The organism is Enterovirga rhinocerotis (assembly GCF_004363955.1).
GTDB classification, from domain to species: Bacteria; Pseudomonadota; Alphaproteobacteria; order Rhizobiales; family Beijerinckiaceae; genus Enterovirga; species Enterovirga rhinocerotis.
Genome location: NZ_SNZR01000011.1, coordinates 2,332,561 through 2,348,345, shown reverse-complemented (window position 1 = coordinate 2,348,345; position 15,785 = coordinate 2,332,561). Strand labels below are relative to the sequence as shown.

The 15,785-nt window shown below is 66.6% G+C and carries 12 protein-coding genes and 1 pseudogene; 7 read left to right on the top strand and 6 right to left on the bottom strand.

Going from position 1 to position 15,785, the window contains the following annotated elements:
* The 5 genes and pseudogenes from exbB to EV668_RS11680 all read right to left on the bottom strand — a co-directional run.
* On the bottom strand, window positions 1-866 hold an 866-nt coding region (gene exbB / locus EV668_RS11695), incomplete at its 3' end, for a tonB-system energizer ExbB (protein ID WP_133770202.1).
* Between the two features lie 405 nt (window positions 867-1,271).
* Window positions 1,272-4,907: a TonB-dependent receptor domain-containing protein gene (locus EV668_RS11690; protein WP_245513018.1), complete on the bottom strand. Its 3,636-nt coding sequence runs from the start codon at window positions 4,905-4,907 to the stop codon at window positions 1,272-1,274.
* A gap of 111 nt (window positions 4,908-5,018) precedes the next feature.
* Window positions 5,019-5,672, bottom strand: coding sequence for a FecR family protein (locus EV668_RS11685; protein WP_245513104.1), 654 nt, complete (start codon window positions 5,670-5,672; stop codon window positions 5,019-5,021).
* A 195-nt stretch (window positions 5,673-5,867) separates the two neighbouring features.
* A pseudogene (locus EV668_RS25335) lies at window positions 5,868-5,972 on the bottom strand (DUF4880 domain-containing protein); the annotation flags it as partial.
* Window positions 5,973-6,053: 81 nt separating this feature from the next.
* Window positions 6,054-6,560, bottom strand: a complete 507-nt coding sequence (locus tag EV668_RS11680; RefSeq protein WP_133769903.1) for a sigma-70 family RNA polymerase sigma factor — start codon at window positions 6,558-6,560, stop codon at window positions 6,054-6,056.
* A gap of 479 nt (window positions 6,561-7,039) precedes the next feature.
* Here EV668_RS11680 and EV668_RS11675 point away from each other — a divergent pair, with 479 nt between their 5' ends.
* Window positions 7,040-7,510, top strand: coding sequence for an NUDIX hydrolase (locus EV668_RS11675; RefSeq protein WP_245513017.1), 471 nt, complete (start codon window positions 7,040-7,042; stop codon window positions 7,508-7,510).
* A gap of 51 nt (window positions 7,511-7,561) precedes the next feature.
* On the opposite strand, the gene EV668_RS11670 is transcribed toward EV668_RS11675, so the two are convergent.
* Complete coding sequence (locus EV668_RS11670; protein ID WP_133769902.1) at window positions 7,562-10,009, bottom strand: GcvT family protein; 2,448 nt, start codon at window positions 10,007-10,009, stop codon at window positions 7,562-7,564.
* 344 nt (window positions 10,010-10,353) lie between these two features.
* On the opposite strand from EV668_RS11670, the gene EV668_RS11665 reads away from it, so the two are divergent.
* The 6 genes from EV668_RS11665 (at window position 10,354) to EV668_RS11640 (ending at window position 15,758) form a co-directional block, all read left to right on the top strand.
* The gene (locus EV668_RS11665; RefSeq protein ID WP_133769901.1) at window positions 10,354-10,977 is read left to right on the top strand and encodes a helix-turn-helix domain-containing protein; all 624 of its coding nucleotides are present in this window, start codon (window positions 10,354-10,356) and stop codon (window positions 10,975-10,977) included.
* Window positions 10,978-11,116: 139 nt separating this feature from the next.
* Window positions 11,117-11,848, top strand: coding sequence for an ABC transporter ATP-binding protein (locus EV668_RS11660; RefSeq protein ID WP_133769900.1), 732 nt, complete (start codon window positions 11,117-11,119; stop codon window positions 11,846-11,848).
* 74 nt (window positions 11,849-11,922) lie between these two features.
* Window positions 11,923-13,035 carry an ABC transporter substrate-binding protein gene (locus EV668_RS11655; protein WP_166652416.1) on the top strand — a complete coding sequence of 371 codons (1,113 nt, stop codon included), beginning with the start codon at window positions 11,923-11,925 and terminating at the stop codon, window positions 13,033-13,035.
* Window positions 13,036-13,069: 34 nt separating this feature from the next.
* Complete coding sequence (locus tag EV668_RS11650; protein WP_133769898.1) at window positions 13,070-13,939, top strand: branched-chain amino acid ABC transporter permease; 870 nt, start codon at window positions 13,070-13,072, stop codon at window positions 13,937-13,939.
* Window positions 13,936-14,946 (top strand): branched-chain amino acid ABC transporter permease, encoded by a 1,011-nt coding sequence (locus EV668_RS11645; protein WP_133769897.1) that lies wholly within the window; start codon window positions 13,936-13,938, stop codon window positions 14,944-14,946. The genes EV668_RS11650 and EV668_RS11645 overlap by 4 nt, the downstream gene beginning before the upstream one ends.
* Window positions 14,943-15,758 (top strand): ABC transporter ATP-binding protein, encoded by an 816-nt coding sequence (locus EV668_RS11640; RefSeq protein WP_133769896.1) that lies wholly within the window; start codon window positions 14,943-14,945, stop codon window positions 15,756-15,758. Before EV668_RS11645 ends, EV668_RS11640 begins: the two co-directional genes overlap by 4 nt.
* Window positions 15,759-15,785: the final 27 nt, after the last annotated feature.

The following is a 15,785-nucleotide window of genomic DNA, read 5'->3' as shown; positions in this document are numbered from 1 at the left end:
GCGATCGAGCGCGCGAAGACGTTGTAGATGATCACCGCCGGGATCGCCGCGACGAGGCCGATGGCGGTCGCGAGCAGGGCCTCGGCGATGCCGGGCGCGACGACGGCGAGGTTCGTCGTCTTCGCCTGCGAGATGCCGATGAAGCTGTTCATGATGCCCCAGACCGTGCCGAAGAGGCCGATGAAGGGGGCGGTGGCGCCGATCGTCGCGAGGAGGCCGGTGCCGCGCGTCATGCCGCGCCCGGCCCGGGCCTCGATCCGCGACAGCGCGATCGACAGCCGCTCCTTCAGGCCCTCCGCGGAGAGGTCCGCCGAGCGCTCGCGCTCGCGCGCGGCGGCATGGACGAGATCGGCCACCGGGCCCTTGCGCGTCCAGGCGCCGTCGATCAGCCGCGTCGCCTCGTCGAGGCTCTGCGCCCGCTCCAGCTTGCGCGTCGCGCTCCGCGCCCGGCGCTTGGCGCTGGCGAGCTCGATCCCCTTGGCGAGCCACACGGTCCAGGTCGCGAGCGAGGCGAGCGCGAGGCCGACCATCACCGCCTTCACCACGATGTCGGCCTGCAGGAACATGCCCCAGGGCGACAAATCGTGCGGCAAAGCCGCCCCGCCCACCGGCATGCCGGATGGCGCGGGAACCGGCGGGGACGCCTCGGCCGCGGGAGCCTCGCTCGCGGCCGGCTCCGGGGCGGGGCTCGCCGTGTCGGCCGGCGCCGCGCCCTCGCCGCCCGGCAGGGGCTGCGGGGTCGCTGCCGGCGCGGTTGCCGCAGGGACGCTCTCCGCGGGTGCCGCGGCCGCAGGCGAGGCCCCGGCCGCTCCGCCCTCCGGCCCCGCTTCCTGCGCCCCGGCCGGCGCCGCGATGAGCAGCACCATCGCCGCGAGCCTCACGGCCCGCAGAAGAGCGCCGCAGCCACCCCGCCCGGCCCGGCCGGCCCGGCCGGCCCGGCCGGCGTCATGCGGGCAGACAGTCTCGATCACTCTGCGCATCCCTGTCTCTTCTCATCGTCCCAGAAAGAGCGCCCGCTGGCTGGCTAACGGCCGTCTCCGGCCCTGGCTGGCTCGCGGTGCCATTCCCCAAAAAAGGGGAAGCCGCATCCGGTCCTGCGACCGGAGATCATTCGTCATCCGGCCCGGCAGGCCTGGGGCATCCGCCCCGTTCCCTCCGCCGGACCCTTCACCCGTTAGACGAACGGGCCTCGGCGAACGGGACCTCCGCCGCGCGTTTTTTCCGATGGAGCCCGGCTCCGCAGCGGCAGCATCCGCTGCGGCCCGAGACCGTCAGAAGCGATAGTTCACGCCGAGCTTCACCATCGGGATGTCGAGCTTGCTGTTCACCACGCGTCCGTTGGTCGTGTTGGCGGTGGCGGGGTGGCCGGCTCCGTTCGCGATCATCACGCCTGCCTTGGCGTTCGGGAACACGAGCTTCTTCTCCGCGAAGCTCGCCAGGAGATACTCGCCCTTGACCGACCAGCCTCCGCCGAGAGCGTATTCGGCGCCGCCGCCGATCACGTAGCCGACCCGGATCGCGTTCTCTCTCTCGACGAACGAAGCTCGCGTCAGGTTGGGCGGCAAGACGATGCTGATGGTCGACGGGACTCCGACAAATTGAGTCCGCTCCTCGTGCTGGCTTGCGAATGCAATACCGCCGGTCCCGTAGACCATCAGCCGATCGTTGAAGGCATAGCCGAGACGCCCGCGGATCGTCGAAATCCAGTCGATTTCGCTCTTCTGCGTCGCCTCGTATTGGCGACTGCGCAGGAGATTGGTGGAGAACGGGCCCGTATCGCCCTCGGTCGCCATCGTGAGCTGGGTGCCGCTGGATTCCGACTTCGAGATGTCGCCTTCGAGACCGACAACCACCCCGTTGGCGAATTGCGCGTCATACCCGGCGTTGAGGCCGAACGAGAACCCGCCGGCGTTCAGACGCGGCGATTCCTGACCTGCATAGCCGGCGCTCGACCCGTCCAGCGCGGTCGTCTGACCGCGAAGTCGCGTGTAGTCGTACGCCCCATGACCGCCGATATGGAAACCGCTCCAGTCCGCTTTCGTCTCGGAACCGGGTGCGAACAGCCGGGCGAAGGAGAGCGGCCTGATCGGCTCGCTCCCGCCGAACTTGCCGGTCAATCCCATCCGGAACGTCCGTCCCGGGCCAGGCTGCTGAACGAGGCTGAGCGGGTCCACGTAATACTGGTCGGTCACGTTCTCCATGGCCGCCCACATGGTGATGTCTTTGCTCAGCTTGTACTCGGCAAAGAGATCCAGCATCCAGTAGGGCCGCCAATCGATCGGCGCGATGATCGCCGCCGCACCGTACTGGACCTCTCCGTGGCCGATGGAACGCGGTCCGGTATAGGTGACGCGTCCGCCGAGGGTCAGATCGTCGTTGAGGAACTTCTGAGAGACAGTCAGATTCGCCATGTATTCTGGCGGAACCTGATTGGTCGCGTAGTCGCCTGACAGCGTCGATTTTGAGCAGGTCGCTGCCGTGATGCAGTACTCGACGCCCAAATAGTAGTTGGCGCTGAAATCTGCGGTGAAGCCGCCGTTTTCATATCGGGCCGACATTTCGAGGCCTTCGAATTTCGCCCGGTCGATATTGGTCACCTGTAAGGTGTTGTACGTAAATCCACCGAGTGCGGGATCACTGAACCGAACTGTCTGTCGGGCGACATAATCCTTCACGTCCCAGTTGAAGTAGCCGAATTTCAGCCTGACCTTATCATCCGGAAGGAACAGCCCATCCCGGGACAGGTTGGCACCGATTTCCCAGCTGTTCGAGCGTTCGGGCTTCAGACCCGAGTTGGGTGTCAGGCTGTACCCTGCGACCGATTCGAACAGGCTCGGCATGCGCAGGGTGCTGGCATAATTGGCGTAGAGTTGCGCGCCTTTGATCGGCTCGATCGTGATGCCGGCGGACGGGCTATATCCTCCATCCTTGCGGTCGGGCTTGTAGTTTATCGCCGAGCTTTTTGTGATGAGGCTGTGGTCGTCGGACTGATAATACGAATAGCGAAGTCCGCCGTTCAGGGTCAGCCAATCGACGGGCTTGTAGGCGACCTTTCCGAAGCCTCCTGTCTCCTCGCGAGAACCATCCCGGAATCCAATGCCGAGGCTCAACTCGTTCGAGAAGGGAAGCGGCTTCGTCGATTCCTTGATGTAGGACGCACCATATTCCAGGTCGACGACCCCGAAGGATCCGAGTGCGACATGGGACTTGTTGCTGATATCCCCGCCGCGCATCACGCTGCGGCTGCCAGGGATGTGGTTGTACGAAAGCCCAAATGTCTCCGGCGGGGTGGTCACTCCAGCGCTGATGCGCGGCGGCGTGCGCAAGGTCAGCGTCGTCGTCCACAGATTGAGCCTGAGATCGACGAGATCGTTGTTGCTCGGGTTCCAGCGATAGCGGAGCGTTCCGCTATCGAGTTGCGTGTCGTTCTCCAGGCGCTGCTGTACGGATTGTGCCCGCGGCCCTCCGAACAACGCCGCAACCATGTCGCCAGCCTTGCTGCGATATCCCGTATATCCCAATTGAAGGGTCTGGTCGTTGTCCGTGCGGATCGTGCCCTTGAACAGGTACGACTCGGTTTGCAGTTGCGTATTCAGCACCTGCTCGCCCCGGCGATAGCTTGTCAGGCCAGTGTTCCGATAGTTGTGATCGTAAGAGATTGGATGAGGTGGATTGTAGCAAAAGCCGTTTGAGTAACAGAGAGGTGACGGACCGGCGTCGTACACGCCGGCACCACGACCATTCTTCCCTGCAAAATAGTTGCCTTGCTGACGGTAGGCATAGCCGCCGAGCAGATCGTAATTATCCTCCTTGACCGCCGCGACGACGCTGAACGAGCCGTTTGTCGGACTGAGGAAGCTTGGCCGGTCCATTCCGGTCGATGTCGCGGTCGGTACGGGCTTCGGATCGGGAGTGCTGTAGTAGGAGATGGGCCAGGAATAGCCGCCGAGGTTTCCAGCCACCGGGGTGGCGGTATTGGTGCCGAAGCCGCCCTTGACCTGCACTCCCCAGCTCTCGCCGGGCTTGACGACATCGTTGGCGCTGAGCGTGCGCATCGAGATCGTCCCTGCGACGCCGCGGGAGCCCGCATCGGCACCCTTCAGGATGTCGACCCCCGCCAGGAAGTCTGGATCGACGAAGGTACGGTTCGAGATGCCCTGATAGCCCTGATAGACCGTCATTGCGTTCTCGGCGCCGTCGATCGTGACCGAGACGCGGCCCATGCCCTGCATGCCGCGGATATTCGGATCGATGCTACCGCCGCCGTTGCGCGCCTCGCCCGACAGGACGCCCGGCGTGCCCCGGAAGATGTCGGCCGGGCTCGAGCCGCGGAAGCGCTCGATGCTTTCCTGCGAGATGAAGGATGTCGGTGCCGGCGTCGTGAAGGGCGTCTCGGGAGTGCCGCCGTCGAACAGGCCCGATCCGCCGACCCCGCTGACATTGATCGTATCGAGCGCGATCGCGCCCTCAGGCGCCGCCCCGACCGGGCCTCCGCCCGTGCTCGTCGCGGGCCCCGTCAGCGTCACGGTGTTGGTGCCCGTGAAGGCCGCATGGAGACCGGTTCCGGCAAGAAGCTGCGTGACCGCCTGACGTGTGGTCATCCGTCCGCTGACGCCCGCCGTACGCTTTCCCGACGTGAGGCTGCTGGGATAGAGCATCCGAAGGTTCGCCTGGCGGCCGAGAGCCAGAAGGCCGCCTTCGAGCGACCCCGCCGGGACCGCGACCGTCACCGAAGCCGCAGTGACGACCCCTTGCGCATCCGCCGTCTGCGGATGGAGCACCGCATTGAAGGCGAAGACGGAAACACCGGTCAGCGCCAGCCTTGCGAGCCTGCTGCGTGCGCGCCTCCGCGTAACCCCGACCGCCATTCTCGCCCCCGTTTGTGCATCAGAAGGAACGCCGCTCACATGCGCGCTCCTAACAACGAAGAGCCGAAGTCGGGGGCAGGTCCTGACCTGCAGGACAAAATAATTTTTGCAATTTTCAGCGTCTGTGCCGATTATTAGAATGTAATAATTCTAATTCGATCGCACGATAGTCATGATTCCGGTGACGCGGATGATGCTGACCGGCAGGTTCTCTTCCAGAACCCGCAATGCGTCATCGGTATCATTCAGGTCGAAGATACCGGATACGAGCTGCTCGGCCGCCTTGTCGTCCATCACGACGATCCGCCCATGCCGATACCGCTCGAGCGCGGCCATCACCTCGCGGAGAGGTCGATTGGAAAAGACAAGCTTCCCGCTTCGCCAGGCCGTTTCGTTGGAAATATCGGCCTGCCTGACGCCCAGCTGGCCTTGCGCCGTCACGCCGGCCGCCTCGCCGGCCCGCAGCACGGCCCGGTCATGGCCGCCCGCCACCGCGACACGCCCGGATTCGACCCCGACGCTGCCGGAAAAGCTCCCGTCGGGCGCGCGGACGCCGTATCGCGTCCCGAGAGCGGTCGCGCTCAGCATGGAGGCTTCGACGACGAACGGCCGGTCGGGATTTCGCGCGACGTCGAAAAAGGCTTCGCCCCGCAGGAGCAGCACGCGGCGTTCCGCCTGCGAGAAGCGGACGATCACCGCCGAGTCGGTATTCAATTCGAGGGTCGAGCCATCCGCCAGCCTGATCGTGCGAACCTCGCCGATTCCGGTGTAATGGTCGGCGCGCAGGCGATCGACGAAGCCCATCTGGTGGAGCGCGAGCGACAGGATCACAAGGAGGCCGGCAGCCACGAAGCTGCGCGCCGTCGTTCGGCGCGTCCGCCGGATATCTTTAAGACGTTCGGCAGGAACCTGGACCTGCTTCAGGTCGGTCCAGAGAGAAGCGAATTCGCCATACGCCTCGCGATGGGCGACGTCCCGCTCGATCCAGAGCTGAAACTCCCGCCGATCGCGCTCGGTCGCATCGCTCGATTGCAGGCGGGCGACCCATCCGGCGGCCTCCTGCGCGATCCGATCTTCACCGTCCTGCGACAACCTGTTGGCCATGCCCGCCTCTGCAGTCGCTCTTCGGCTTTCGCGGCTGCTCCCCTCTTAGAGTCAAAAACAGGGCTGCGACCTGACGCCCGTTTAGAAAAAAATCTCGGCGCGCACGTTTCGACAGCGGATCAGGGCCTTGATGATGTGCTTCTCGACCATGTTGCGGGAGATGCCGAGCCGGGTAGCGATCTCGCCGTTCGGCAAGCCGTGCAAGCGGCTCAGGATGAAGACCTCCTGGCACCGGTTCGGCAGTTGCTCGATCGCCTTGGCGAGAAGGATCAGGCTCTGGCGGCCGTTGACGATCCGCTCCTGGTCGGGGGCGTCCGCCGCCCGGTTCTCGCCCGCGATCGCCGGAAGGAACAGATCCGAATCCGCAGCAAGACGGGCCGATGTCGCGTGGGCGACCGATTTCGCCACCTGAAACAGGTAGGCTTGCGGGTTCTCGATGACCGTCTTGGACGGCACGGAGAGCATGCGCAGAAAGGTCTCCTGCGTTGCGTCGGCCGCTTCGGTCGCGTTCCGAAAACGCCGCATGAAGAAGCGACGGAGACGCCCCTCTTCGGACCGCTGCAGGTCCTGAACTAGTGCCCCGGGCATTTCGGGCTCTCCTGACCATGACGCGCCACAGATGCGCCGTACTGCTCGCCGCCATCCATCGATTGAGCACGCCGAAGAGTTACCCCGCGGGAATTTGTGTCACAATCACAATGATCTGGAATCGTTTTAGGGGAGGGGATCCGGCGCGCCGGCGCGCCGCGATCGCTTCGATAACAAGCTGAAATGAAAGCGCGATTCCGAAACGTTGCATTATGGCAACGAAGGATCGTCGCGCCCGAGCGGCGGCATGGCCGGTCTGGTCGTGGCATCGGGAACGGAGGACGCCGCCGGCGGCTTTGTCCGAGCGGATGGGCCGGGTCCGCAGCGGGTTTCTCCACCGCCGGTCGATGGGTTCGATCTCGATCGTCCTCTGACGCATGCCCTCCCGGCGTCATCGTCAGGGCCGACTACAATCCGCCCGCGAAAGCCCCTATGAGCGCGCCATGGGAAAGCGTCGCGATGGAGGACCGAGGAAGCAGGTGGCGGCGCTGCCGCTCGCGCGCGATCCTTCGGGCGCCTTGCGCGTCCTCATGATCACATCGCGCGAGACGAAGCGCTTCATCGTGCCCAAGGGCTGGCCCGTGAAGGGCGAGGAGGATCACAGTTCCGCGGCCATCGAAGCGCGGGAGGAGGCCGGGCTCGTCGGATGGGCTCATCCCAAGCCGATCGGCTCCTATCTCGCCTGGAGGCGCGGCAAGGATCACTTCGAGCTGCTGAGGGTGAGAGTCTTCATCTTCCACGTCGAGGGACATCTTCCGACCTGGAAGGAGAAAGGCGAGCGCGCGATCGCTTGGCTGACCACGGATGACGCGGCGGACCTCATCGACGAGCCCGGCCTCGCCGACATCGTTCTCAATCTCCCGCGGCGCCTGCCCAAGGCGTGGCGGAGCCGCTCCCACGTCATCCCCTCGATCCTGGACGTCGCGGGCGGTCATCCGATGATCGCCTGAGCCGGCGGCTCGCGGCGGCTCGGTCCCTGAGGTGGCGAGTGCGACCTCCGCCTACAGGCGCGTCCGCTCGGCCTTGGGATCGTACATCGGCCTGAGCGAGACGTCGGCGGCGAAGCGCTCCCCCGCGATCTCGATCTCGTAGCGGGACGACAGGATGTCGTCCTCGCTCTCGCCCCGACAGGGGACGTAGCCGAGGCCGACGGCGCCGCCGAGATGGTGTCCGTAATTGCCGGAGGTCACGAAGGAGATCATACGGCCGTCCCGCACGATGCCTTCGTTGTGGACGATCAGGGGCTCGGGATCGCGGAGCCTGAATTGCAGCAGGCGGCGCTCCAGCCCCGCATCGCGCTTGCGCAGGACGGCGTCCCGGCCGACGAATTCGCCCTTGGCCGTCTTCACCGCGAACCCGAGGCCCGCCTCCAGGACGTGGTCCTCGTCGGTGATGTCATGGCCGAAATGCCGGAACGCCTTCTCGATCCGGCATGAATCGAGCGTGTGCAGGCCGCACAGCTTCAGGCCCGACGCGGCCCCGGCCTCCTCGATCGCCTCGAAGACATGCGCCGCCTGGTCGGACGAGACGTAGAGCTCCCAGCCGAGCTCGCCGACATAGGTCACGCGGTGGGCCCGAGCGAGGCCCATCCCGATCTCGATCTCCTGGGCCGTTCCGAAGGGGAAGGCCTCGTTCGAGAAGTCCTGCGGGCTCACGCGCGCGATGACCTCCCGCGCCTTGGGTCCCATCAGGACGAGCACGGCTTCCGCGGCCGTGACGTCGGTCATGACGACGAACTCCTCGGAGCCGAGGTGGCGGCGCAGCCAGGCGAGGTCCCGCTGCAGGGTGGCGCCCGGAACGACGGCGAGGAAGGCCGTCTCGGAAAGGCGCGTGACGGTGAGGTCGCTCTCGATCCCGCCGCGTGCATTCAGCATCTGCGTATAGACGATCCGGCCCGGCGCGACGTCCATCTGGTTCGCGCAGACGCGTTGCAGGAAGGCCAGCGCATCACGCCCTTCGATGCGGATCTTGCCGAACGACGTCATGTCGAAGAGCCCGACGCCGTTCCGCACGGCGAGATGCTCCTCGCGCTGGTTCTCGAACCAGTTCTGACGCTTCCAGCTATAGCGGTACTCCCGCTCCTGGCCGTCGCGGGCGAACCAGTTGGCGCGCTCCCAGCCCGCGACCTCGCCGAACACGGCGCCGCGTTCCGCCAGATGGGCGTGCAGGGGAGAGCGCCGGACGCCGCGCGCCGTCTCGACCTGGCGGAAGGGGAAATGGTCCGCGTAGAGGAGGCCGAGCGTCTCGGTGACGCGCTCCTTCAGGTAGCGGCGGTTGCGCTGGAAAGGCTGGGCCCGGCGGATATCGACCTCCCAGAGGTCGAAAGGCGGCTCGCCGTCGTTCATCCATTGCGCGAGCGCGAAGCCTGCCCCGCCCGAGGAGACGATGCCGATCGAGTTGTAGCCCGCAGCGACCCAATAGCCCTGCAATTGAGGCGCTTCGCCGAGATAATAGCGATCGTCCGGGGTGAAGCTTTCCGGCCCGTTGAAGAACGTGTGGATGCCCGCCGTCTCCAGCATCGGCATGCGCCGGACGGCCTTCTCCAGGATCGGCTCGAAATGCTCGAAATCCTCCGGGAGCTGGTCGAAGCAGAAATCCTCGCGGATCCCGTCCATGCCCCACGGCTTGGCTTTGGGCTCGAACGCCCCGAGCAGCATCTTGCCGGCATCCTCCTTGTAGTAGGCGCATTCGTCGGGCACCCGCAGCACCGGGAGCCGCTGCAGGTCCGGGATCGCCTCGGTGACGATGTAGAAATGCTCGCAGGCGTGCAGCGGCAGCGTGACGCCCGAGCGGGCGGCGAGGTCGCGCCCCCACATGCCGCCGCAATTGACGACGAGGTCGGTCTCGATGGTGCCCTGCTCCTCGCCTTGCTGCCAGGAGACCCCGGTGACGCGGCCGTCCCTGTCATGGACCGCCGTCACCTTCACGTTCTCGACGATCGTGGCGCCGCCCATCCGTGCGCCCTTGGCCAGCGCCATGGCGATGTTGGCCGGATCGCATTGCCCGTCGCGCGGCAGGTGGACTGCCCCGACGACGTCGGCGATGTTGAGGTGCGGATACATCCCCTTGACGTCGGATGCCGAGACCTCCTGCACATCGACATCGAAGGCCCGCGCCAGCGTCGCCTGCCGGTAGATCTCCTCCCGGCGCTCCTCGGTGAGCGCGACGGTGATGGACCCGTTCTGGCGCATGCCCGTGGCGATCCCCGTCTCCTCCTCGAGCTTGACGTAGAGATCGGCCGAATATTTCGCGAGCCGCGTCATGTTCTGGGAGCCGCGCAGCTGACCGACCAGGCCGGCCGCATGCCAGGTCGTACCGCAGGTCAGCTGCTTGCGCTCGAGCAACAGGATATCGGTCCAGCCGAGCTTTGCGAGGTGATAGGCGACCGAACATCCCGAAATCCCGCCGCCGATGATGACGACGCGCGCCTTCGAGGGAATCTGGGTCATGTCGGCCGCTCTGTTGCCCTGTGCTCGGTCGATCGAACCTGGAGCGTCCCGGCACCGCGGCGGCGCTCGCATCGACCAACGCGAAGGTTTCATGCAGGGCGTGTTTTTACAAGCGTGAAATTTATGCTTTATATTTCACAGAACGGGCCTTGGGCGCCTGGTCCAGGCCGAAGGCTGCCCAAAGGCTGGACCCGTCGCGATCCTCTTCCGCGACGGCGCTGGCATCCCCCCGCCTGCAGCTCACCAGCGTCCACCTCCGGCCTGTTGCCCCCGGATCGGTCTGCGCATACGCCTGACCATCGGCCGATGGCCGAAGTCAGTCGAGAGATGAGGTCGTCCGAGTTATGGTCGCCAACGCGGCAGGTCATCCACGCGAGGCCGTCGAGCCCGAGAGCATCGCAGAGCATCAGGACGAGGAACTCGAACTCGGCCAACAGATCCGAGCCCTGCGGAAGATCAAGGGTCTGACGCTTCAGCACATCGCCGATGAGGTCGGAGTCTCGACCGGCTATCTCAGTCAGATCGAGCGCAACCGCTCGCGGCTGCCGATCGGTGTCCTCAAGAAGATCGCGAACGTCCTTGGGGTCCAGCTCAGCTGGTTCTTCCAGCCCGGCGTGATCGGGCCGGCCGAGGAGCGCGAGTTCATCGTTCGCGCGGGACGCCGACGGAAGATGTCGTTCACCGGAACCGGCATCAGCGAGGAACTGCTGTCGCCCAACCTGAACGGCCCGCTGGAGGTCCTCCTCAGCACGATCGCTCCGGGTGCCGACAGCGACTTCTACAGCCACGACGGCGCCGAGGCGGGCCTCGTGATCCGTGGCGTCATGGACCTTTGGATCGGCGACAAGGCCTTCCGGCTCGAGAAGGGGGACAGCTTCTCCTTTCCGAGCACGACGCCTCATCGCTGCGCGAATCCGGGATCGGAGCCGACCGAGATCGTCTGGGTGATCACCCCGCCCCATTACTGAGCCGATTCCGTCGAGGGGGCGCCGCCGTCGCCCCGCGGGCCGTACGACCAACGAATGGGCGGCCCATGCCTGAACTTTGCCCGCCGACCCCATCGCAGCTTGCTTCACATCTGAGAATTTCTGTGCTCTTTTTTCACGTATGGAGAGCAAATCCCCTGCAGCACTCGCCCTGACAGGCATCGAGGCCGGCTATGTCGCCGGCGTTCCGGTGCTGTCGGGCGTCGACCTGGAGGTCCGCGAGGGCGAGGTCGTGACGCTGCTCGGGCGCAACGGAGCCGGCAAGTCGACGGCCATCCGCGTGATCTGCGGCCTCCTCAAGCCGAACGCGGGGCGGGTCGAACTGCACGGCGAGCGGATCGACGGGCTGGAGCCTGCCGCGATCGTGGGCCGCGGGATCGCGGTCGTGCCGGAGGGGCGCCGGGTCTTCGGATCGCTGAGCGTCGAGGAGAACCTCCTGATGGGCGGTTTCGCCCACAGGCGCGGGATCGCGCCGAAGCTCGATCTCGACGCGATCTACACGTCCTTCCCGCGTCTCGTGGAGCGGCGGACGCAGCTCGCCGGCACCCTGTCGGGCGGCGAGCAGCAGATGGTCGCCATGGGCCGCGCGCTGATGGCGAAGCCGCGGGTCCTCCTTCTCGACGAGCCTTCGATGGGCCTCGCGCCGATGCTGATCGACGCCGTCTTCGACATGATCAGCACGCTCGCCGGCAAGGGCCTGACGATCCTCCTGGTCGAGCAGAACGCGAGCGAGGCGCTCGACGTCGCCGACCGCGCCTACGTGCTCGAACGGGGGCGGATCAGGCGCGAAGGGCCGGCGGAGCGTCTTCTGTCGGATCCGGAAATCCGCGCAAGCTACCTCGGCGTCGGCTGAGGCGTCCTTTGGTTCTGTCTGGAGAGGGGTGTGCCATGGTTCGAGGGTTGACAGCACGGCGCTCGGGATTCGGAGTGCTCCTCGCGGCCGCCTTGCCGCTCCTGGCGACGCCGGCCTTCGCCAAGGAGATCAAGATCGGGTTCATCTGCCCGCTCTCCGGGGCGGTGGCCGTCTACGGCAATGACTCCCTCGAAGCCGCCAAGGTGGCGCTCGACGAGATCGCCAAGTCGAAGATGCTCGGCGAGCACACGATCAAGCTCGTCACCGCCGATACCGGCGGCAATCCGAGCCAGGCGGCCCAGGCCGTCCAGCGCATGATCGACGCCGACGAGGTCCATGCCGTGTTCGGCGGCTGCACGAGCCCCGAGACGGCCGCCGCCATCGAGATCACCGAGGCGGCCAAGGTGCCGCTCCTGTCGCATCTCGCGCAGGACACCTCGCTCACGCAAAAGGGCAACAAGTACTTCGCCCGCATCGCCCAGACGGCGAAGACCTTCTCGTCGAGCGCGGCCCAATGGGTGCTGGAGAGCCGCAAGGCGAAGTCGGTCTACATCCTCGCCCGCAACGACAATTACGGTCAGTCGCTGGCGGACGCCTTCGAGGAGAAGTCCAAGGAACTCGGCGTCACCGTGGCCGGGCGCGTCGCCTACGAGCCGAACGGCCGTGAGTTCAAGCCCATCCTCGCCAAGATGGCCGAGGCGAAGCCCGATTTCGTGTCGATCCTCGGCTTCTACACGGATACCGGCCTCATCATGAAGCAGATGGGCGAGCTGCAGATCGCGATCCCGACCTTCGCCAACACCTCGCCGGCCATCAGGCAGTTCCGCGAGATCGCGGGGCCGGCCGCCAACGGCGCCTACGGGGCACTCTACTACTTCGCCGGCTCGATCGACACGGCTCGCGGCAAGGAGTTCACGGCGAATTGGCAGGCCAAGTACAAGCGCCAGCCGACGCAATACGAGGGCATGGGCTACGACGGCATCTACGTGCTCGCCGACGCGATCAGGCGCGCCTCGGCCGCCGGGAAGCTCACCTCGGAGGGCATCCGCGACGCTCTCCTCACCACCAAGGGGTTCGAGGGCGCGACGGGCACGATCACCATCCAGCCGAACGGCGACGTCGTGCGGCCGCTCCCCTTCGTGCAGCTGACGGGCGACGAGCTGAAGCTCGACTTCCTGATGAAGTGAGAGAGGCAGGCGTGAAAGAGCGGCGGGCGGCGACGTGACCTTCGTCATTCAACTGATGAGCGGCCTCGCCGTCGGCTGCATCTACGGGCTCGTGGCGATCGGCTTCAGCATGATCTACCGCGCCATGGGCCTCGTGAACTTCGCCCAGGCCGACATCATGATGATCGGCGCCTTCCTGGGCTATGCGATCCTCGTCGCGGCGCCGGGCATCCCGTTCTGGCTCGCCATCATCGGCGCGATGCTGGGCGCCGCGCTCCTCGGCTTCGTCATCGAGCGGGTCGCGATCCGGCCCAGCGTGGCCCGACGGGCCGATCAGGTCTATCTCGTGCTGCTCACGCTCGGGATCGGGATCGTGCTCTCGAACGGGGCCCGGCTGATCTGGGGCGCCGACCCGGTCGTCTACCCGACCGGGCTCACCCACCAGACCCTGACGCTCGCGGGCTACCCGCTGCCGGCCGTCTATCTCTACATCGCGGTGGTCATGCCGGCGCTGCTGGTGGGGCTGCATCTCTTCTTCACCCGCACATGGCTCGGCCTCGCGCTGCGCGCCGCCGCGGACGATCCCGACACCGCGGCGACGATGGGCGTCCGCCCGGCGCTCGCGACCTCCGTCTCCTTCGCGCTCGCCTCGGCGATCGGCGCGGCCGCGGGCGTCCTCTACGCGCCGATCTCCTACGTCTCCTTCGACATGGGCGTCATCGGCGTGAAGGCCTTCGCAGCGGCCGTGGTCGGCACGCTCGGCAGCATTCCGGGCGCCGTGCTCGGCGGCTTCATCATCGGTCTCGGCGAGACCTTCGGCGGCCAGCTGATCGCGACCGAGTATCAGGACAGCATCGCCTTCGCGATCATGATCGGAATCCTTCTCCTGAAGCCGACGGGATTGCTGTCGGGAGCGCGCCGATGAGCGCCGCTCCCGCGAATGCCGTCACACCGGCCCAGTCGCCCGCGCAGCCGGGGCGACGTGGCCGTGGCCATCGCGACTGGATCGTCTTCGCGGTCCTGATGGCGATCGCCTGGCTGCTGCCGATCTGGCTCGGAGGGTTCGCGCTCTATCTCGGTTGCGTCGTCGCGTTCCACGCCATCGCGGCCCTTGGCCTGCAGATCATGGTCGGGCTCGCCGGCCAGCTCTCGCTCGGCCACGCCGCCTTCCTCGGGATCGGCGCCTACACGACCGTGCTTCTGGAGAAGAATTTCGGCCTCTCCTTCCCGGTCGCCTGCCTCGGGGCGGTCTTCGCCTCGGCCCTCGCCGGCCTCGTGATGGCGCAACTCGTCCGGCTGTCGGGGATCTACTTCAAGATCGCGACCTTCGGCTTCGGCATCATCGTCCACCAGATCATCTCGAACTGGGTGTCGCTGACCGGCGGCACGGCGGGCGTCAAAGGCGTGCCGCCGATCAGCTTTCTCGGCTGGACGGCGACGAGCCGGCTCGACCTCTTCATCGCCGAGATGGTGGCGCTGACGGTGGTCTATGCCCTGCTCATCCGCCTGACGCACGGGCGCATCGGACGGGCCTTTCGCGCCATCGGCCAGAACGAGGTCGCAGCCCGCAGCATCGGCGTGCCGACCCACCGCTACCAGATCGTCGCCATCACGCTCGGCTGCGCCATCGCGGGGCTCGGCGGCTCGTTCATTCCGCACGTCTTCCGCTTCGTCAGTCCCGAGACCTTCACCTGGCACGAATCCCTGCTGATCCTGATCATGATCACGGTCGGCGGGCTCGGCAGCCTCGCGGGCGCGGTGATCGGGGCGGCGCTCCTCGTCGTGCTGCCCGAGTACCTGCGCGATTTCGCGCAGTACAAGATGCTGGCCTATGGCGTCTTCCTGATCCTCGCCCTCGTCTTCATGCCGCGCGGGATCGCCGGTGTCGGCTCCAGCCTCGCCGAGCGGTTCGGCCGCGGACGCCGCCCATGAGCAACGCAGCCCCGATCCTGTCGCTCCGCGGCGTCACCCGGCGCTTCGGCGGTCTCGTCGCGGTCCGGGACGTCGACCTCGACGTCGTGCCCGGCACCATCCACGGCCTGATCGGGCCGAACGGGGCCGGCAAGAGCACGGCCTTCGATCTCGTCTCCGGCGTCACGCCGGTCAGCGCGGGCACGATCCGCTTCGACGGCCGGGACGTGACCCATCTGCCCGTCCACATGCGTGTCGAGGCCGGAATCTGCCGGACCTTCCAGACGCCGCGCCTGTTCGAGGCGATGACGGTCCTCGAGACGGTGCTGACCGGCCGTCACCGGCATGCGCGCTGCGGCTTTCTCGGCAGCATGTTCTCGCTCGGCGCCAAGGCCCGCGACGAGGCGCAGCAGACAGAGGTCGCGCTGCGGCTGCTGGCGCTCGTCGGCCTCGACGGGGAAGCGGACACGACGGTGTCGGGCCTGTCCTACGGAGCCCGGCGGAAGCTCGAGATCGCGCGCGCGCTCGCCACCGAGCCGCGCCTCCTTCTCCTCGACGAGGTCGCCTCCGGCCTCAATCCGGTCGAGACCGAATTCGTCGCCGGCATCATCCGCCGGCTCGCGGCCGAGGGCATGACGATCGTCCTCGTCGAGCACGACATGCGCTTCATCATGGGCCTTTGCGAACGCGTGACCGTCCTGAACTTCGGGGCCCGCATCGCCGATGGACCCCCGGTCTCCGTCACGGGCGACGAGGCGGTCATCGAAGCCTATCTCGGCCGCCCGCGAACCGACGCGACGCCCCGGCGCGAGGCGCGGCGGCAGCACGGGTAAGGTCGATCGCCGTCGTCGGCGTGAGCA